The sequence below is a fragment of the Halarchaeum sp. P4 genome, assembly GCF_051195175.1.
Lineage (GTDB): Archaea > Halobacteriota > Halobacteria > Halobacteriales > Halobacteriaceae > Halarchaeum.
The window spans coordinates 133709-151899 of record NZ_JBNTKC010000005.1 but is presented as its reverse complement, the minus strand read 5'-3'; the positions used below and the strand labels follow the sequence as shown (position 1 = coordinate 151899).

The window sequence follows — 18191 nt, the reverse complement described above, 5'->3', positions numbered from 1 at the left end:
TATATTGACGTAGAATATCCAGCCTTGCCATCGACAGTGGGTTGGGTAAGGCAGTGACGCGATTCACGCCCGCCGTAAACGGCGGGATTCTCTCGCTGCTAGAAGATAGCCGAAGCCGAGCATACCTTTGATCGCGCCGGCGACGACCGCGACGACAACAAAGAGAATCAGGAGATCCGTCGTTACGGACGACTGAATCCCTTTGGTAACGTTCGCCCATCCTGGGAAGAGGAAAATTGAGCCTGCCACGACAGCAAGTGTCGCGAGGGACATCATCACTTCTCGATACTGGAAGTTCCGGAGATTGTCGATGAACTGCTGGGAATCGACGGCCTTCTCTGGTGTACGCATAGATAGATCAGCAGGGGTTGAGTAGCGTGTCTTAGCTACCACCTATGTATTCCTCTGTCTAAACCGGCAGTACGGATACCGAGATACGACGGGCGATATAGTGTCGATTTACCTCTGAGGGCTCTCAAAACAACCTGAACGCGATTTCGGCCACGCACACTGTCATATATAGCGGCAAGTGTTCCGGAGACTTGATGCGAAGCCCTGTACGGCCGGGTCTCTCTTTCCACAGTTGACGACCGCATCCGGTGCGATTTCGCACTGCCGGACGACAAAGACAGCTACCAACACCAGTACCTCAACAGCGAGGACTGGGAACTCACCGAATCCACCCTTTCTCGGCGTGACGGTGATTACTACCTGCATCTCGGCTTCCGCGAACCGAAGCCCGAGAAACAGGTCGAACAACAGGGCGACGACGAGGACAGGACAGTTCTCGGCGTCGACCTCGACATCGTCAACATCGCCACCACTAGTACGGCGTACTTCGTGTCCGGTAGGAAACCCGGGCATCGCCATCGAGAGTTCGAGCGGATTCGCGTAACTCTCCAACAGACTGGCACGTAGTCCGCGCACCGCACCATCCAGCAGATGAGCGGCAAAGGGGTACGATACGTTCGGGATGTCCTCCACCGCGTGGCCAACGACATCATCGAGGAAGCGTTGACGCACGATCGCGAGTACATCGCGTTCGAGAACCTGCGACATATTTGGGAACGCGCGTCGCCGGTGAAGGAGTTCCACCAGTGGGCACACCGACAACTCGTTGACCTCGTTCCCGGACTGAGTGACGCCTTCCAACCGCTACGTGATTCGATGCTCTCGCGAGTCCTCCTCAAGCACTACTATCGACCGTACGTCGACGAGTTCACGCTCTACGTCATCAGCCGACCGCCCGATCTCGCGGAGGGGACGACAACACGAGAGATGGCGGACGGATACGTCTCGATTATCGACTCCTTGAACACACCCGTCTATATGAGAGCCACGCGAGCGACGTACTCGAAGCCATCAACATCCCGTTCCTCGTCATCGGTGGCGAACAAGATCCGATTTTCCCACCGGAGGCCCTCCGAGAGACGGCGACCGGGATCGACGACTCTCGGTTGGAGATCCTCGCCGACGCCTCTCACGGCGCGTTCGAACAACGAAAGAAGACCTTTGACAAGCTCGTGACGGCATTTCTCGATGGCAAAACTGTCGAGACATGATCGGATAGTGTCCTCGTTGACGAACTACTCTCGACTCAATACAAATACGCCGGCGCCCGCGAGAACCCCAATAATTGCGGCGGCCACGAGCGAAATCGTGTTCCCTACTCGAAGCACGACCCCCAGGACGAATACGACGAGGAGGACGACGCCAAACGTGCCAAGAGCCTTCGCGAGATTCCGTCGCGTCGGACTATCTTCTTGACCGATTTGGCTGAGTACGAATGCGGCCGCGAGGGCACCGGCGACCAGACCCGCAGGGATACCCACGAGGACTGAGAATTCGACGTATGGGAGGAGGACTTCTGAGACGGCGACAAATACGACGAGGAACGTTGCGATGCCGGCGGCAGTGGCATATCCGATCGTTCGAGTGCGCATAGCGACATGTCGACGGGTGAGCTCAAAGAATTATCGTCCGTTCACCGTCGCCGTAAGTCGTGACCTCCCCCTCTCCGTAAACGGCGAGGCTTCCCACGGCACTGCACCGCTGAGTTGGGATATTTGCTGGTTCGTAACCCGGTCGGCATGACCGGGCTACTGGCGGGGCCACACCGCCGTTACTCCTATCCCGGCATGGGGACTCGGAGTTATCTTGTACCGAGACACCACAGCGGTTTGAGATAAGTGTCTCGAACATTCTGGGTCTCGGAGTCCCGATATTGTCCGATTAGGAGGACGGTCGTGCCGCCTCGGTGTACGTCATGCGATGGTACGATGCAACTTAAATATCCGTATTGACAGCAGAAGATGGTTTGTGGGGAGGTTGTCGGATTCACTCCCGCCGTAAACGGCGGGATTCTCGTACAGCATCGACGGCCTTGGCGTCCGACACATCACCACGCCCGTTCTTCTGCGTGCCCCGCAACCACTTTCACCCTGTCATACTTCGTGATAATATGCTCACTCGGGCGCTTGACCGCGAGATAAGGTCCTCTGGAGCCTACTTGGCCGAAGTCATCTATGGGGCGAACGACGGCATCGTTACGACGTTTGCAGTCGTGGCCGGCGTCGCCGGCGCGGCCCTTGATCCCGGCATCGTCGTTATCCTCGGCGTCGCGAATCTCCTCGCCGACGGGTTCTCGATGGGGATGAGCAATTACCTGAGTCGCCGCTCCGACCTCGCGTATCAGGAGGCGGTGGGCGAGGAGACCGAAATAGATGCGAAGCCCCCATCGAAGACGGCCGTGGTCACGTTCCTCGCATTTGTCGTCACCGGCTGGACTCCATTATTCCCGTACCTTCTATCGGTACAACCGGTCTTCGAATTTTCCATCCTTGCGACAGCAATCGCCTTCTTCGTCGTCGGTGCGAGTCGGACTTTCGTCACGCGCCACGGCTGGCTTCGAAGCGGCAGCGAGATGCTCGCAATCGGGATGCTGGCAGCTGGCGTCGCGTACAGCGCCGGGGCGTTCTTGAGTGGGGTCGCATGAGTATGTCGTCCCGGTCGATCCGTTACCTCGCTGTCTCAGTCGCTGCCATGGTCCTCGTCCTTCTAATCCCGACTCCAGGGCTCTCAACGGCGGGTGCGTTTGCGCTCGCGACGATGGTATTCGCGGCAGTTCTGTGGGTTACAGAGGGGCTTCCGCTCCCGGCGACCGCTCTCTGCGTCCCCATTTTGCTAACGGTGTTTGGCGTATTCCCGACGATAGCCAGCGCGCTCCAGGGATTCGCGGATCCGATCATCTTCTTGCTCTTGGCTGGATTCGTGCTCGCAGAAGCCCTCCAGAAGCACGGGATCGACCGACGGATTGCATACTATCTCATTGCTCGTCTCGGGACGTCGCCGCGACGGCTTGTACTCGCGATCATGACCGCGACTGCGGTCCTCTCGATGGTGGTTTCGAACTCCGCGACGACCGCAATGATGATTCCGATCGCACTCGGCGTTGCCCGCGAGATCGGTGAACACCCGGAGAAGACGGATAGCTCGGTATCGAACCTAGAGGTCTCGCTCCTGCTGGGAACCGCGTACGCGGCCAGCCTCGGCGGCGTCGGAACGCTGATCGGCACGCCGGCGAACGCGATCGTGGTCTCACAGCTCGAAGCCCATCTCGGGTATCAGATCGGGTTTCTCGACTGGCTCGTGATCGGCCTCCCGCTCGTGGCCGTGAGCCTCCCGATCGCCTGGTACCTTCTCATCAAGCTCTTCCCGCCGGAGGTCACGGACGTCACGCACGCGCGTCAGCACGCTTCCCGCGCACTTGCGGAGATGGGGGCGTTGGACTCGGCAGGCCGCCGAACGCTCGCCATCACCGCACTCACCGCGGGACTGTGGATCCTCGGCGGCCTCGACTTCCTTTTCGAAGGTGTACTGCCGCCCGTGTGGTACGACACGCTGTTCGGGGGCGCGGGAAGTATCGTTGGGGTTCCACATCAGGGCGTGCTGTTCTACGTCCTCGTAGGGCTCGCGGCCGTCCCAACGCTTCTCGCCGGTGGGTGTATTGAGTGGGACGACGTCATGGAAATCGACTGGGGAACGCTCATCCTCCTCGGCGGTGGACTTGCGCTCGCAGACGGGCTGGCGGCGACCGACGCAACACAGTGGCTCGCCGACGTGACGTTCGGGTCCCTCGTCGGGATGTCGATCCTGATCGTGGTGCTTGCGGTGGTCGCGACGACCATACTCTTGAGTGAACTGGCGTCGAACACGGCAGTCGTCGCGATCTTCGCACCGATCCTCATCACGATTGGGCCGCGCTACGCCGACGCGCTGGGTTCGACGCCCGAGGCGGCCGCGGTCTTCCTTGCAGTTACTGGTGCCGTCGCCGCCAGCTTCGGGTTCGCCCTCCCGGTCGCGACACCTCCGAACGCCATCGCATTCGGGACCGGGAACGTCAGCCGGGAACACATGCTGCAGGCGGGCATCAGGCTCGACCTGCTGATGGTCCTAGTCTCGACTGCCATCATGCTTGGAGCGTTCCGATTGGTTTGGCCGCTCGTGTTCTGATCGTTGGCGGTCTGGTTAGTGTGCGGTCCAGCCGCCGTCAACGGGGATGTTCGCACCCGTAATGTAGGATGCTTCGTCGGACGCGAGGAACATCGCGATGCCGCTGATCTCCTCGGGTTCGGCGACCCGACCCATCGGCGTCTGACCGCGCACGAACTCGTAGAACTGCTCCTGATCAAGGTAGTCGTCGGTCATCGGCGTCTCGACGAATCCTGGACAGATACTGTTGACGCGGACGCCCTCGCTGGCGTAGTCGACGGCGAGTTCGCGAGTGAAGTTCACGACACCACCTTTCGACGCAGAGTACGCCGGTGCGCCGGGCCCACCGACGAGTCCGAAGATGGACGCGACGTTGATGATGCAGCCGTCGCTCTCCTTGAGATACGGGATGGCTGCACGGGAGCCGTACATGACGCCCGTGAGGTTGACCTGAATAACGTTATGCCAGTCATCGATCGACATCTCCTCAACGTTCCCGGCGCTCCCAATCCCAGCGTTGTTCACCATCACGTCAAGCTGACCGTGTTCCTCGACCGTCCTGTCGACGAGGCGCTCGACTTGGTCGTACTCCGAGACGTCACACTGGATGAATTGACAGCCGAGTTTCTCGGCCGTCTCCTGGCCTGTTTTCTCGGACCGGCCGGCGATCACGACGCTCGCGCCGTACTCAATGTACTTCTCGGCGATCGCTTTCCCGATTCCTGTCGAGCCACCGGTGATAATCGCAACTTTGTCGCCAATCATGTTGTACACTCATCAATTCATCGGACAACATGAAATACTCGCTGGTGAGGGCTTCATTTAGAGTCCTGATACTCGCAGCGAAGGTACGCACCGAGGTAGCCGCCCGCGGTGCTGAGCCTCGCCAGTCTCGGTGAGTGAGACTTGCTTTCGTCGGCCGACGCTCTCGATCGCGAGATAGCTATCCGCGACGAGTGGCTCGACGGCGTTTGCGAACCCAAGCACATCGACATCCCCGGCATCAACGTGGATACTTCGGTCGATCTCTCTGACCAGGAGGCTCAGGGCGTCCAGGGCCGGGTGCAACACCGTCTTGGTGATATCACGGAAGAAACCCTGTGACGCCATCAACCGCATTGCTCCCCACAGAAAAAGTGGGTAAGGTATAACCTCATACCATATACCTGAGGTGTCTGAATGGTGATGGTGATGTACTCCTTGACGATGAGTGGGTGGAAGACCCCAAGGAACCCGATGCGACGTCTTGGTTATCGAAAGCAGCGATCACCCGCCAGGCTATCGATACAGTTTCCAATACTTCCATCCCGGCGACGGCGATCCACTCATCCGATACGACAACTCCGTCGAAGGCGTCTGCGAGTCGGTCATTCATCTGCTCGCGGCGAAGGTTCCGACGTTGGGCGTCGGAGAGGTAGTTCCAGTAGACGACCTCGGGGCTCTCGGCACCCTGCTCTTTGACGACGTCCTCCAAGTCGTCGATGACGGCGTCGCGGGCGTCGGAGTACGTCGAGTACCAGAAGCGGCGGCCCATCTTCGCTGTAGGTGTCGACCCGGCGACGGTGAGACCGGCGTCGTCGGCGAGTCGCTTGAAGCGGCTGCTGATGGTTTCGCTGATAACGTGGCCGCTTGCAGACTGTGAGGACGGGAAGAGCCAGCCCGTCCACTCGTCGTCCTCGGCGAGGTCGTCGATGCGTGCCTGGAGGATGTCCTCGCCGTAGAGGATCATCACCCTCCCCGGGCCGTTCTTGCGCTCCTCGAACTCAAGGCGTGGGACGTCGTCGTCGGCGGGGTCGAGGTTGATGTTCGGGAGGCGGAGTGCAGCGACCTCGCTCGGGCGGAGCCCCCACGCGCAGAGCGCGACGACGAGTAGGCGTTCCGCGGTCGTGGAGGCGGCGTCGGCGATGCGGGAGACCTGCGCGACGTCGAGGGCCGCATCACGCGCGTCGAGACGGACGCGACGACGACTGCGTCGCTCGCGATGCCGGGAGACGACTGATCGCTCGGCGGCGCCACCGCGCTGTCACCGTTTGCTCGTGGTGCTGGGAACACGCGTAATCCGTCCGAGAGCGTCTGCTACTCGGGTGTAGTATTCAGGAAAACCGAGGTATTCAGGTGTCGCCTGACGGCGACGGGTAGAACTCGGGGTTAGTTGCGGACGACGTTGGTCGCGCGCGGGCCCTTGGGGGCGTCCTCGATGTCGAACTCCACGTCCTGTCCTTCTTCGAGATCGGGGCCGCCAACGTCCTCCATGTGGAAGAAAACGTCCTCGTCCGCGTCCTCAGTCGAAATGAAACCGTAGCCGCCAGTGTCGTTGAAGAAATCAACGTTTCCGTTTGCCATTGCAAACAATTGTACGCCGAGTGCAGGGATAACCCTTCCGCGACTCGCGGTACCACGACTCCCTCCATCGGTCGCCGTCGATGCCGCGCCGATATCGGATCAACGGGCGGTTGCTCTTCGTGCTCTCCGTCACTCGGGGTTCCCTCGCCGGCGACTTCCGACCGGTCCTCGAGTACGGCCTTCGGTGAAGCAGTCTGCCCCTTCGCGTACACTTATCCGGACGCTTCCGAGACCACACGGGTATGGAGCGACGCACACTCGGCAGCACGGGCATGGACTTGACGACGGTTGGGCTCGGCACGTGGAACGTCGGCCCGTCGTGGGGTGAGGTGACCGACGCGGAGGCGACGGCCGCCATCGAGGCGGCGCTCGAGGAGGGGTCGAACTTCATCGACACCGCGGAAGTGTATGGCGACGGGCGCGCCGAGCGCCTGATCAGTGACGTCCTCGCGGACCGGAGCGTGGACGACGAGCGCGTCTTCGTCGCGACGAAAGCGGCGCCGGACGCGGACGAACACCACTCCGAGCAGGGGCTCCGGGAGTCCGTCGCGGGCTCGCAGGAGCGCCTCGGCGTCGACACGCTCGATCTCGTCCAACTGCACTGCCCGACGACTGATGCCTTCTACGAGCCTGGGACGTTCCGCGTGCTCGAGGACCTCAAAGCGGAGGGCGAGATTGCGCACGCGGGCGTCAGCGTCGAGAAAGTCGAGGAGGCCGCGAAGGCCATCGAGTACGACGTCGTCGAGTCCGTCCAGATCATCTTCAACCCGCTCCGCCAGCGGCCCGCCGAGCGGTTCTTCGAGCGCGCGGCGAACAACGACGTCGGCATCATCGTGCGCGTCCCGCTTGCCTCCGGCCTGCTCGCGGACGCCTTCGAGAGCGTCGACGACCTCGCGGAGGGCGACCACCGCCGTGCCGCCGCGGAGAACGGCGTCGAGGCGGGCGTCGGCCGGAAGGGCGGCGAGACGTTCGCGGGCGTCCCCTTCGAGGACGGCCTCGCCGCCGTCGAGGACATGCGTCGCCTCGTCCCCGAGGACGCGACGATGGCACAATTCACCCTCCGCTGGGTGCTTGACCACGACGCCGTCACCACCGTTATCCCCGGCAGCACCTCCGCGGACCACGTTCGGCAGAACGTCGCGGCCGCCGACCTCGAGTCGCTCAGTCACGAGACGCACGGCGCCGTCCGCGACATCTACGAGGCGCACGTGAAGGACTACGTCCACCACCGCTGGTAACCTCGTCCTCGCGTCCGCTTAGACGGACGTCGTCGTGACGCCGCCGCTGGAGGTGCGACGGACGGCCGTGAGGTCGTCGCTCGTCTCGACGAGGACGCCCTCGCCGCCGGGTGAGCGATGGTTCATTCGGATGACGTTCCCGCAGACGACGTTCCCCTTGCGTGTGGCTTCGAACTGTTTCGTGTGCCCGACGACCTGCGGGGGCGCATTGGCGTCGAGGTACTCGAAGTCCATCCAGCAGAGGCCGGCGTCCGGCCCGCGGCCGCCGTGACTGTCGCCGATGCCGAAGACGTCCGCGTGGCGGTCGTGGAGGCGGCGTTGCACGTGCTCACTATCGGTTTCGAGGAGGTCGCGCGCGGCGTCGCGCACGCGCTCGTTCACGTCGGCGACCTGGAACGCTTCGTTCCGTCCCGCGTGACTGTACGTGTAGTTGTAGCCCTCGAAGGCGGCGGTGACGTCGCCGTTCGCGACGCGTTCGAGGAACGCACGGTGCTCCTCGGGTGTGAGGCTCACCGAGTATTCCGAGCGCCAGCCGACGAGCGCTGGGAGGAGAATCGCGAGTTCGTGGTTGCCGATGTGGTAGCGCACGCGGCCCGCGGGCGCTTCCCGGTGGAGTCGCCAGACGAGGTCGAGACACGCGTCGTTCGCGGGCCCGCGGTCGATGAGGTCGCCGTTCACGACGAGGACGTAGTCGTTGTCCGCCCAGTGGAGCGTCCCGTCGTCGTCCGCCGTCACGACCGGGTCGAAGCGGTCGGTCTCCCCGACTGCGCGCAGTGCACTCCGCGCGTCCGCGAGGTAGCCATGAATATCGCTAATTTGGACGACTGTCGGCTCGCCGTCGAACGCATCGACTGTCGGCTCGCCGTCGAACGCATCGACTGTCGCTCGCGTCTCGTCCATGTGCGCCTTCTGCTCGTGTCGCCCGATAGTCCTATCGCTGGACCACCAGTCGAGTGAGCGAACGCGTCCTCCGCGACTGAGAACGTGGACTCACGCCGTCGTCGCGTTCGTTCGAGAGTCCACACGTGAGCGGGGCGTGCTGTCGTCGCGCCACTGCACACTTCGGCCCTAGTTGCCGAGGACGTGGACGTTCCCGTCGTTCGTGGCGACGTGGACGAGACGGTCGCGAACGAACGGCGGCCCCGAGATTGGCGCGCCGAGACGCACGGTCGAGACGACGTCCTGCGTGCCGGTTTTGACGACGGCGACTCGCCCGTCGGTCGTCCCGGCGTAGACGAGTCGCTGTCGCCACCCCTCGTATTGGGCGTCCTCGTCGACTTTGTCGACGACTGCGAGACCGTCCCGAATCGGGCCGCCGACGTCGACGCGGTACGTGGGCTTCCCGGACGCCGCGTCCAGCGCGTAGACGTGGCCGTCAGTACTGCCGACGTAGACGACGCCGTTGACGACGGCCGGCGCGCTCGTCGCCGCGACCGGGAGTTCACTCGCCCACACCTGCTCGCCGTTCGCGGCATCGATCGCGTAGAGGTGGTCGTCGGCACAGGACACGTAAACCCGGCCGTCCGTGACCGCGGGAACGCTCACGTCGCCGCTGACACCGGTGAACGTCCACTCCTCCGAGCCATCGGCGGTCGAGACGGCGAACACGGACTGCGTGTCGTCGTCGGCCTCCGCACTCCTGCCGACGTCCGCCATCGTGCCGACGTAGGCCGTGCCGTTGACGGCTGTCGCCCCCGAGAGCGTCCCGACCTCGACCTCGTACCGCCAGTCCTCGCTCCCGTCCCGCATCCCGATGATGCTGCCGGCGCCACGACCCGCGTTACTGCCGACGATGACCGTGCCGTCCGCGTAGGCTGGCGCCCCCCAGACGCCACCGTCGATGTCGACCGTCCAGACGCGCTCGCCCGTCGCGGCGTTAAGCGCGCGGACGCCGCCGCTCCACCCGACGTATAGCGTGTTGTCGACCAGGATGGGTGCTTCGGACCCCCACGTTCCGACGGTCGTCTTCCACCGAATCGTCCCATCGAGCCGGTCGAGGGCGTAGAGCCGATGGCCGATGACGTGAAACACCGTCTCCGTGGCAATCGCCGCCGGGCCGACGTTTCGGAACGCGGTCTCGGACGTCCACAGCCGAACGAGCGTATCCGGCGGCGCGGTTTCGTCGCGCACGTAGCCCGTATTCTGCGCGTTATGGCCGAACGACGGCCACTCGCCGGCGACCGTCGCCGACGACCGATCGAGCAGTGACGTACAGCCAGCCAGTCCAGCGACACCGGCCGCGGCGCTCGCCGACAACACCCGACGTCGCGTTCGATGGAGGGGCGGGGACATACCACGCACATCTCGGAGAACGCGTATAGAGATAGGGGGACGCTACCGCGCTGGTGCAGCGCGCAGCGCCTCAACCAGAAACGGATACTCCGAGGCGGTGGATGACGATGACGAGCAGTTCGACCGTCACCACTCCGAGGGCAGCCCCGAATGTGAATGCGAGCCAGATTCCGAGTGTGAATACCGAGAGTCCCGTGAGCACGGGAGGCAGTCGGTCGTACTTTCCTGCCTCGGAGTAGACGAACGCCGAAACAGGTGCTTGTACGAGGGCGAATATCGCGGTGTCAATGCCAGGTACGGTCATCGAACTCAGTTTCGTCTCCCTCACCCCGCCACCCTAGCTCGCGAGGTTGTCAGCGATCCGCTCGACAGCGTGGGTGATGTTCTTCGGGTTGTTCGGCATCGCGGTTGCTTTCTTCGGCTACTACTGGCGGTAGTGAATGCAGAGGCAAACAGGCTCGTGATCCTCGGAGAAGGTTGATAGCTCGGTGCTTGCGTCCATCTTAGAATGGTAGTCATCCCGTACTGAATCGACTTGCCCGAAGGTCAGAAGAATTCTGCCTGCGAAATCTAGAGCTTGAACTTCGTAGATCGGTCTGTATGTAGTCTTATCGGCACCAAATCTCCGAAAGTTACATGACATCTACAGGAGACTATGATACTAATCATGGTTTCATTCGATACGACAGGTGGTGCGGACTTCTATAAGGCCGATCTCCACGTCCATACACCCGAATCACACGATTATGCGGACCCAGACGCTGACCCAGATGATTTAGTCGCGGCATTCGAGAGAGAAGATCTTGACCTGGTGGCAGTGACGGACCACAACACTGCGGAGTACTTCGAGAGGCTTCGAGAGGTGGCCGAGGACTCCAGCGTTACAGTTCTCCCGGGTGTTGAGATAACAACAGGGCAGAGTGGGGAGCACCAGATACACATGACTGCTGTTTTCCCGCCTGAAGAAGCCGATGTCCTTCCGACGTTTCTCCATGACATCGGCATCAGAGACGATCCGGAAGAGGCGATCGCTGGTGACACGATTCCGAAGATCTGCGAGAAAACTCGTGAATATGGTGGTCTTCCGATTCTAGCGCACATTGATGTGGCGGCCGGTGCCGATTACGAGTTAACTGATCGGAATACTCCGACCCGGCAGAAGGTATTTGACGGCGAAAAGGTCGCTGCATTGGAGATTGTTGCAGAGGAGACTGCTAACGCGTTTGAAGAGTTCGCTCACATTCGATCCTCAGATGCACATTCGCTAGCAGATATAGGAGAGCGGTATACCTACATCAAAATGAATTCGCCCTGCTTCGAAGGGCTTCGTACGGCGCTTGCGGATCCAGAATCCAGGATATCTCTAATTGATGAGCCAACCACTCACCCGAGTGTAGATGGGTTACTCGTTCACAACGGGTTCTTGCAGGACCGGCATCTCCAATTAAATAAGAATCTTAATTGTCTCATTGGAGGAAAAGGGACGGGGAAATCGACCGTAATTGAGCACATTCGGTACGCTCTGGACGTAGATCCGCGCTCGGATGACATCAAAGAGGATTACACCGCTCTCATCGAGAATACTCTTCGACCTGACGGAATAGTGGAGCTGTTAGTCACGGCATCGAACGGTGATCGGTACCGAATCAGGCGGGAATATGACGACGAACCAGAAGTCAAACGGCTACCGACTGCTGAAGGTGGTGAGCCACAGGAAGTAGACCTAACAATCGAGCAGTTTAGAACGGAATTCTTCGATATCGAAATCCACAGCCAGAGGGAGTTGATAGAGCTGGCGCGGAACGAAATCAACCAGCTGGACCTACTTGACTCCTACTTCGATATTACTGACAAAATCGAGGCACGTGAATCAGTAAAGCAAGCGATCAGAATGAAGAACCGTGAAATCGCCGATCTCCGAGAGAAGGTTGCATCACTTAAGGCCGAAGAAGAACGGTTTGAGGCGCTGAAGCAGCAGGTCGAGGTGATGGAGCAGAAGGGAGTAGGCGATTATGTTGAGGGGCAAGAAGAGTGGGAACAGGAGCGAGCCGCTCTCAGTAAGGTTATTGATGACATCGAAGCGGTAGAAGAAGAAGTCTCATCGCTCTCTCTCGCTAACCAGCTCTCGGTTACTGATGTAGACGGCGGCCCGAACGAAGATCTGCTCAAGTCAGTAGACGAGACGATTTCGGAACTGCGGGAGAAACTCGCTGAACACGAGGAAGAGTTAGAAAACATAGTTAGTGAAGGACGTGAGGATATTGAGGGTGTTCGAGAGGAGTGGAATGCGGAGAACGAGCAGCATGAGGCAGAGCACGAATCTCTGGCAGACGAAATCCAAGAGGAAATTGGAGTCGATATCGAGGAGTTCTTCGATAAAAAGGCCGAGCTGGAGGATCTGAGAGGTGTCTCCGAAGAATTGGAAGAAAAGCGTGAGGAACTACAGATTGCTCAGGATGAGAAGTCAGATCTCCTAGAAGAGCTCGAAGCGGCTCGACAAGAGGTCAGTGATGCTCGAAATGAAGGGATTGAAGAGCTAAATGCACACTTAGGGAATGTCAGAGTATCACTGCACAGCCAGTCTAACCGAAGCGAATATATCGACTGGATAAATCATGTTCTGGAAGGATCGGGGATCTGGACGGAACATAAAGAGCAAATCGCGGAGGCCATTGACCCATCGAAATTAGCCGAGATAGTTCGTAATGAGGATACTGAAACGCTGACCGATCTCGCCGATGTTACCCCGACAACTGCGGAGAATTTCGTGTCCCACGACGATCTCGTTGAGCAACTGACCAAGTTAGAGCTCTTTGAGATCCACGATCGTCCTGTCATTGAGCTCAATGACGGAGGCTGGAAAGAACTCAATGAGATGTCCGACGGGCAGCAATGTACGGCCCTGCTCTCTATCGCTATGATTGAGCGTGATGTGCCGCTAATTATCGACCAACCGGAGGATATGCTCGACAACAAGTTCATCTTCACCGATGTGGTAGAGATCCTTCGTTCGATCAAGCAGAATCGCCAAGTAATCACAGCAACGCACAATGCGAACATCCCGATAATCGGTGATGCTGAACAAATCGTTGTGATGAGATCTAACGGGCGTGCTGGTTTCTATCGGAACTGTGGTTCTATCGATGACGATGAAATCAAAGCCCTTGCACAAGAGATTCTTGAGGGTGGCCAGATGGCTTTCAAAAGACGCAGGGAGATGTATCACCGGCTCGTTTAGGAATTGTAAGGAGGCGCTTCGGAGGGGGATCGTTCACAGACACATTCACCTGAAAACTGTCGGCAGAAAGACATCTTGTTGTTTACTCGAACATATTAAATATTGAGATGATAGTAAGTCACTCCCGACTGTCAAAGCCACGTGAGGACGTTAATTACTACGGATGACCGCTCAGAAATCGCGGGTGTGATATTCTGCCTCTATTCCAACCAAGTTTGACAGGCTATCTTTGTAGGCTGTGATCGGAATGTGTGCCCTCATATAGCAGAATATCAGGAGCGAGGTCGACGCGGGGGTCGTTATCGACGAGTCACGAGAAACTGGCCGCGTCCGAGGCAGTCGATGACGCAGTTCTGTTCGAAGTCCTCTTCGATAATCCTGTCTCGCTGAAGTGTGTCTTTCGGGAGCACCACCTGACTGCTCCTGTTGTGGACTTGGACCGTCTGCATACACATCTATAGATGAACTACCCCTCCTCGGTCTCGTTTTTGAGTGCTTCCACCTGCTGTTCGAGCTCGGCGATTCGTTCGCCTTTCTCTGTCTCTGATCCCTGCATGTTAGCACCAATAACTAGTGGAATCACCAACCGGAGGTAGAACCCGAACAGGCCGAGGGTGAAGAAACCTGCAAGTCCTCCGATTGCGAGAATGATGATGACTTCCGATAGGAAACCATCATCATAAAATCTCATCAACTGCCTGCCCAATCATTTGGTCGCAAATTCCTTTCGGGAAATCGATACTGGAGCTAGTACCCCTTTTGCCGGAACTCGACGGCCATGTCTCCTCTGGATAACCAGCTGTCGGGGGTGAGAGTCCGCCGGAGGGTACTCGTCATAGGCCAGCGGCCTCCTCGACCGACCTCCGCTTAGCTCCCGCCGAGCACGCGTTTGAAGAGCGTGAACGTCAGGAGCGTGAAGAGGAGGCCGTTGAGCATCCCCTGGCTGGCGGCGAGGAGTTTCGCGAGCGAGCCGATGGGGCCGATGCCCCCATAGCCGATGGTGGAGAAGGAGATATAGCTGTAGTAGAGGCCGTCGCCGAGCGTGTGGAGTGGGCTCGGGGACGTCCAGACGACGCCGGCGCCGGTTTCGAGGGGACCGCCGAGGACGTAGAGGACGCCGAAGAACGCGGGGAGGAGGAAGGTGAGTGCGGCGATGCGGGGGAGGCGGTTCCCGTAGCCGCAGGTGATCTGCATCATGTAGTTGAGCGCGACGGTGGAGGCTTTCTTCATGCGCGCGACGGAGCCGAGTGCGGACTGGCTGCGCAGCAGGTCGAAGTTCTTCTGTCGGTTGTAGTGGTAGCGTTTGAACTCGAACTCGCGTTTCGCGGGGGTGTCGCCGACGTCGGCGGCGCTCGCCATCGCGCTCCGATAGGTCTCCTCGATGACGGCGGGCGTCATCTCGACGTCGGCGGTGGTGTCGTCGCCGACGAACTCGTGGATGGTCCAGTCGTTGCGCTCTAGATAGGTGTGGTGGTCGGAGAAGTCGAAGCGGTCGAATTCGGTCTTGCAGAAGCGGAAGGCGTCGAGGAGGTCGCCGTCTCCGTCGCCGTTGCGTTCGAGGGTGATGTCGCCGACCGTCGCTTCGGTGAGGTCGTAGGGGAGGGTGCTGTCTGCGGGTTCGACGATGTGCCCACCGTGTACCGTCGCGTCCGAGAAGTCGACGTAGACGTCGTCGGTGGTGGCGCGTGCTCGGATGTGCAGGTCGCCGGTCACGTCGACGTCCGAGAAGTCGGCTTGGCCGCCGAAGGTGACGTCCCAGAGCGAGAGGTTGGTGAACGTCGAGTCGGCGAAGCGTGCGTCCGCCTCGAAGGCGGCGCCTTCGAAGGTGGCGTTGTCGTCGAGTGATTTCGCTTCGCCTTCGAAGAGCGCGCCGCGGAAGGAGACGACGTCGCGGAAGGACGCGCGCTCGAAGCTCACGTCCTCGTGGAAGCGGACTTCGTCGAAGGTCGCGGGCCCGCCGAAGACGGTGTCGGCGACGTCGGCGTCGCCGTAGAACTGCGTCTCGATGGCGCTCGTCTCGCCGTCGAAGCGCGCATCGGTGGCGTCGAAGCCGTCGTCGAAGCGCGCGTCGTCGAGTTCGAACGGTCCGGCCGCGTGGAGGCCGCTCATGTCGACGCGCGCGCCGAACCCGGCACGGACGAGATGGACGCTCCCCTCGAAGATGGCGTCGGCGAAGTTCGCCTCCCGGAAGCGTGCCTGTGTGAAGTCGGCGTCGTCGCGGAACGTCGCGCCGTCGAACGCCGCGTCGTCTTCGAGGGTGCGTGCGCCGCCGCGGAACTCGGCGCCGCGGAAGGACGCGACGCCGCCGAAGGTCGCGTCGCTGAACGTGACGTCGGCCTCGAAGCGCGCCTCGTCGAAGGACGCGGGGCCGTGGAACGTGGCGTCCGCGAAGACGGTGTCGTCGTGGAAGGTGACGTGCCCGAAGTATGCGTCCGCGTCGAACCTGGCGTTCGCGTAGGTGGCACATTCGACGGTCGCGCGGTCGAAGTTGACGTCGGCCTCGAAGTGCGTCCCGGCGAAGGAGACGTGGTCGTCGAGTTCGTGGCTGGTGCCGCGTGCGGTTGCGTTCCGGAAGGTCGTGGGCGCCGCGAACGTCGCGTTCGCGAACGTGGTGTCCTCGCCGAACGCGGTCTCGTCGCAGGTGACGCGCGCCTCGAAGTGCGCGTCGGCGAAGCGGGTGTCGTCGCCGAAGACGGCTTCCGTCGCGTCCACGGGGCCGGTGACGGTGACGTCGCTCGCCTCGACGGAGCCGTCGAGGCGTGCTTCGTCGAGTGCGAGGTGGCCGACGGTGGCGCCACGGAGGTCGATGCTCTGGTCGAGGCGGCCGTGCGTGAGGTCGAGGGACGCGATGTCGGCGTGCCGGAAGTCGAGTGGGTGGTTGGTCACGCCGCGCACGCGCTGATAGGTGAAGGTGAGCGCGGGGAGGTCGGCGCCGACGTACTCGTTGCTTCGTGGGTCGCGCGAGTCGAGGTTCTCGCGGAGCGTCTCGACGACGTCGTCGTCGGTGACGCCGCACGCGTGGCGCTCGGCGTCGTCCATGTGGAAGATGCAGCGCTCGCTCTCCGGGTGGGCGTCGTGCGGGCACGTCCACGTCCCCGTGATGTGGCTGGCGGTCTCTGCGGGGTCGAATTGGTAGGTGCAGTCAGTCATCGGCCGAAGATCTCCTCGCGTTCCGCGGCGCTCAGGCTGGCGTCGATACGCTCGGCGCAGTGCTCGCACTCCTGGGTTCGGCTCCCGGAGGCGAAGGTCTTGAGCGGGATGCCGAAGAGGAAGAAGGCGTCCTCCTGGTGGCGGCGGATGATGGTCTCGGCCTCCTTCCCGCAGCCGTTACACCACGTCTCATCGCGGGCGGGCGTCTGATAGGTGACTTTCGCGCGCCCAATCGTGATGCGCCCGTAGGCCTCGTCCTTCGTGGTCTCGATGAGGTCCTCGTAGGGCACCGGCTCGACGGTCACGTCGTTGTCGAAGCCGGTCTCGACGGCGCGGTCGATGTCGATGTAGGGTGCGAGGTCGACGGTGGTGTCCCGGCCGACGATGTGGAGTTCGACGCTCGCCTCGCCGTCGACGCTGACGCTGTGCTCGGTGCCGATGAGGTAGAGCGCGAGATGCCCGCTCGCGTCCGTGATGGTGACGTCGGCGCGGCTGCCGGCGACGAGCACGCCGACGTCCGGGTCCTCGACGGTGCGGGTCTGCTCCCAGCCGCTGACGCGGACGTCGTAGGTCGCGGGGTCGCGACTCGGCGGCTCCGTCGTGCCCGTATCGAACACTTGCTCGGGGCCGAGCGCCGCGCACGCGCCCGCGACGGCGTCGTGGCCGATGAAGACGTCCTCGGCGTTGACGATCTGGAGGTCGCCGTCGACGCCGTCCGGTTCGACGTAGCCGTCCTCGATGCTGCCCGTGACGTTCGTCTCGACGTCGTCGACGCTCGCGCCGCCCTTGATGGGGGTCGCGGTGAAGACGTACTCGACGTCGTGGAGTTCGAGGTCGCCGGCGATGCTGTCCGGGTGGACGTAGACGTCCTCGGGGTTGGCGAGACTGATCGGTGGCGTTGCGCTCCCGGTGAGCGTCACGTCGCCGCTATACGTCGTCATGTGTCGTGTGGCGTCCGCGCTCGGTCATCGTGGGATGGTGCATGTGTAGAGAGGTCGGTCTGGGTATACACGGTTCGGTCGTGCTCGGGATAGGTGTGGTAGGTTTCGTACGCGCGCTCGCCCACCCGGATGGCGGTGTGGGCGCGGGGCGCGAAGCGATACTGGAGGTCGTAGTCGGCGTCGGGGTCGAACGCGTCGAGCGGGCGTGTCTCGACGGTGAGCACGCCACCATCGGGGAGTGTCCGCTGGCGCGTAACGCGCGTGGTGAGCGGGATCGTCTCGTGTTCGCCCGCGAGTGGCTCGCACGAGCAGAGTTCGTGGAAGCCGAGTGTGGGTGCGCTGACGGCGTGCGAGGACCCGATCACGTAGAAGTCGACGGGTGCGCTACGGCACTCGAGGGTGGCGTGTGCTTTCACGTCCATCTCGGCGAGGGACGGCGCCGACTCCGGGTGGGCCGCGTAGAGCGTGGTCGTCTTGGTGTGTGTGGTGTCGCCCATG

At 61.4% G+C, this 18191-nt stretch carries 18 protein-coding genes and 1 pseudogene; 6 read left to right on the top strand and 13 right to left on the bottom strand.

What is annotated here, in order from left to right; all coding sequences use genetic code 11:
* Positions 1-63 precede the first annotated feature (63 nt).
* Positions 64-351, bottom strand: a complete 288-nt coding sequence (locus tag ACQUS8_RS15040; RefSeq protein ID WP_435102571.1) for a hypothetical protein — start codon at positions 349-351, stop codon at positions 64-66.
* A 210-nt stretch (positions 352-561) separates the two neighbouring features.
* Between ACQUS8_RS15040 and ACQUS8_RS15035 the strand changes: the two are divergent.
* Together ACQUS8_RS15035 and ACQUS8_RS15030 are read left to right on the top strand one after the other, a co-directional pair.
* Positions 562-1146: pseudogene (locus tag ACQUS8_RS15035) on the top strand (RNA-guided endonuclease InsQ/TnpB family protein); the annotation flags it as partial.
* Between the two features lie 143 nt (positions 1147-1289).
* Positions 1290-1562: an alpha/beta fold hydrolase gene (locus tag ACQUS8_RS15030; RefSeq protein WP_435102632.1), complete on the top strand. Its 273-nt coding sequence runs from the start codon at positions 1290-1292 to the stop codon at positions 1560-1562.
* A gap of 24 nt (positions 1563-1586) precedes the next feature.
* Here ACQUS8_RS15030 and ACQUS8_RS15025 read toward each other — a convergent pair whose 3' ends face one another.
* Positions 1587-1943 carry a hypothetical protein gene (locus tag ACQUS8_RS15025; RefSeq protein ID WP_435102569.1) on the bottom strand — a complete coding sequence of 119 codons (357 nt, stop codon included), beginning with the start codon at positions 1941-1943 and terminating at the stop codon, positions 1587-1589.
* 518 nt (positions 1944-2461) lie between these two features.
* Between ACQUS8_RS15025 and ACQUS8_RS15020 the strand changes: the two genes are divergently transcribed.
* Positions 2462-2995, top strand: a complete 534-nt coding sequence (locus tag ACQUS8_RS15020) for a VIT1/CCC1 transporter family protein (RefSeq protein WP_435102567.1) — start codon at positions 2462-2464, stop codon at positions 2993-2995.
* On the top strand, positions 2992-4512 hold the full coding sequence (locus ACQUS8_RS15015; RefSeq protein ID WP_435102565.1) for an SLC13 family permease: 1521 nt from the start codon (positions 2992-2994) through the stop codon (positions 4510-4512). Before ACQUS8_RS15020 ends, ACQUS8_RS15015 begins: the two co-directional genes overlap by 4 nt.
* A gap of 15 nt (positions 4513-4527) precedes the next feature.
* Here the strand turns inward: ACQUS8_RS15015 and ACQUS8_RS15010 are convergent, their stop codons facing one another.
* The 4 genes from ACQUS8_RS15010 to ACQUS8_RS14995 form a co-directional block, all read right to left on the bottom strand.
* Positions 4528-5256 (bottom strand): SDR family NAD(P)-dependent oxidoreductase, encoded by a 729-nt coding sequence (locus tag ACQUS8_RS15010; RefSeq protein ID WP_435102563.1) that lies wholly within the window; start codon positions 5254-5256, stop codon positions 4528-4530.
* A gap of 57 nt (positions 5257-5313) precedes the next feature.
* A complete protein-coding gene (locus ACQUS8_RS15005; RefSeq protein WP_435102561.1) occupies positions 5314-5601 on the bottom strand; it encodes a DUF6293 family protein in 288 nt (95 codons plus the stop codon).
* Positions 5602-5644: 43 nt separating this feature from the next.
* Positions 5645-6220 carry a hypothetical protein gene (locus ACQUS8_RS15000; protein WP_435102560.1) on the bottom strand — a complete coding sequence of 192 codons (576 nt, stop codon included), beginning with the start codon at positions 6218-6220 and terminating at the stop codon, positions 5645-5647.
* A gap of 419 nt (positions 6221-6639) precedes the next feature.
* The gene (locus tag ACQUS8_RS14995) at positions 6640-6834 is read right to left on the bottom strand and encodes a cold-shock protein (RefSeq protein WP_435102558.1); all 195 of its coding nucleotides are present in this window, start codon (positions 6832-6834) and stop codon (positions 6640-6642) included.
* Positions 6835-7076: 242 nt separating this feature from the next.
* Between ACQUS8_RS14995 and ACQUS8_RS14990 the strand changes: the two genes are divergently transcribed.
* On the top strand, positions 7077-8072 hold the full coding sequence (locus tag ACQUS8_RS14990; RefSeq protein WP_435102556.1) for an aldo/keto reductase: 996 nt from the start codon (positions 7077-7079) through the stop codon (positions 8070-8072).
* A gap of 18 nt (positions 8073-8090) precedes the next feature.
* On the opposite strand, the gene ACQUS8_RS14985 is transcribed toward ACQUS8_RS14990, so the two are convergent.
* The 3 genes from ACQUS8_RS14985 to ACQUS8_RS14975 all read right to left on the bottom strand — a co-directional run bounded on the left by ACQUS8_RS14985 (position 8091) and on the right by ACQUS8_RS14975 (position 10668).
* Positions 8091-8972 carry a metallophosphoesterase gene (locus tag ACQUS8_RS14985; protein WP_435102554.1) on the bottom strand — a complete coding sequence of 294 codons (882 nt, stop codon included), beginning with the start codon at positions 8970-8972 and terminating at the stop codon, positions 8091-8093.
* A 168-nt stretch (positions 8973-9140) separates the two neighbouring features.
* Entirely contained in the window at positions 9141-10364 is a 1224-nt protein-coding gene (locus ACQUS8_RS14980) for a PQQ-binding-like beta-propeller repeat protein (RefSeq protein WP_435102552.1), read from the bottom strand.
* A gap of 70 nt (positions 10365-10434) precedes the next feature.
* Positions 10435-10668, bottom strand: coding sequence for a sporulation control protein (locus ACQUS8_RS14975; RefSeq protein WP_435102550.1), 234 nt, complete (start codon positions 10666-10668; stop codon positions 10435-10437).
* Between the two features lie 351 nt (positions 10669-11019).
* On the opposite strand from ACQUS8_RS14975, the gene ACQUS8_RS14970 reads away from it, so the two are divergent.
* Positions 11020-13602, top strand: a complete 2583-nt coding sequence (locus ACQUS8_RS14970) for a TrlF family AAA-like ATPase (RefSeq protein WP_435102548.1) — start codon at positions 11020-11022, stop codon at positions 13600-13602.
* Between the two features lie 466 nt (positions 13603-14068).
* Here ACQUS8_RS14970 and ACQUS8_RS14965 read toward each other — a convergent pair whose 3' ends face one another.
* The 4 genes from ACQUS8_RS14965 to ACQUS8_RS14950 all read right to left on the bottom strand — a co-directional run bounded on the left by ACQUS8_RS14965 (position 14069) and on the right by ACQUS8_RS14950 (position 18190).
* A complete protein-coding gene (locus ACQUS8_RS14965) occupies positions 14069-14293 on the bottom strand; it encodes a hypothetical protein (RefSeq protein WP_435102546.1) in 225 nt (74 codons plus the stop codon).
* A 176-nt stretch (positions 14294-14469) separates the two neighbouring features.
* Positions 14470-16752, bottom strand: coding sequence for a pentapeptide repeat-containing protein (locus ACQUS8_RS14960; RefSeq protein ID WP_435102544.1), 2283 nt, complete (start codon positions 16750-16752; stop codon positions 14470-14472).
* Complete coding sequence (locus ACQUS8_RS14955) at positions 16749-17693, bottom strand: hypothetical protein (protein WP_435102542.1); 945 nt, start codon at positions 17691-17693, stop codon at positions 16749-16751. The genes ACQUS8_RS14960 and ACQUS8_RS14955 overlap by 4 nt, the downstream gene beginning before the upstream one ends.
* Positions 17690-18190, bottom strand: coding sequence for a DUF2617 family protein (locus ACQUS8_RS14950; RefSeq protein ID WP_435102540.1), 501 nt, complete (start codon positions 18188-18190; stop codon positions 17690-17692). Before ACQUS8_RS14950 ends, ACQUS8_RS14955 begins: the two co-directional genes overlap by 4 nt.
* Between the last annotated feature and the right edge of the window lies 1 nt (position 18191).